The 738-nt window shown below is 42.7% G+C and carries 1 protein-coding gene; it reads right to left on the minus strand.

The genetic code is table 11. From position 1 onward, the window contains the following. On the minus strand, window positions 1–555 hold a 555-nt coding region (locus tag WMO75_RS19675; RefSeq protein ID WP_349078867.1), incomplete at its 3' end, for a nitrilase-related carbon-nitrogen hydrolase. Window positions 556–738 lie beyond the last annotated feature (183 nt).

Below are 738 nucleotides of genomic sequence, written 5' to 3' on the forward strand. Positions count from 1 at the left end.
CCGATCTGTCATATTGAAAGCCGCCGGGACAAAAATAACCTTTGCACCATCATTCACCGTCATGCGAACCATCTCCGGAAAACGGATATCAAAGCAGATGATCACTCCCATTTTTCCAAACGCTGTATCAAAAACTGTATCACTGTCTCCTGCGGTCAACGTATCAGATTCCCGGAAGTACTGGCCTCCCGTCACATCGATATCAAACAGATGTGCTTTGCGGTGTTTGCCGATCTGTTTTCCCTGGCGGTCAAACACATAGGTGGTATTGTATACTCTGCCTTTGGCATCCTTTTCCGGTATTGAACCTCCTACGAGATAAATACCATAGTGCTTTGCATATTCCGAAAGCTGCTTCCATACTTCTCCGCCTTCTTCTTCCGCATAGGCCGGAAAATTTTCTGTCTTATAAGGGCAGCAGAACATTTCTGGAAGAACCACAAAATCCAGATTCTGGTCTTTTAATTTTTCGAGATATTCTCTGACCTTTCTGACATTTTCCATTTTATTTGAAACAGTCGGCATCTGCACTGCCGCGATTTTAATCTTAGACATTTTCCCTATCCTTTCTGCCAGCCATTTTTTACTTCTGTTTTTCCCGACAGGCAATCGCAAGTTCTTTCTCTACTTCTCCGTCTTCAGTTATCAGGTACATTTTACCACAAAGATTTATAGTCGAAAACGGAGCTGTCGGTAAATAACGTTTTTTAGAGCTGACAGCACCAAACAAAAATATCC

Origin of the sequence: Blautia intestinihominis (assembly GCF_040096655.1) — a bacterium.
GTDB lineage: Bacteria > Bacillota > Clostridia > Lachnospirales > Lachnospiraceae > Blautia_A > Blautia_A intestinihominis.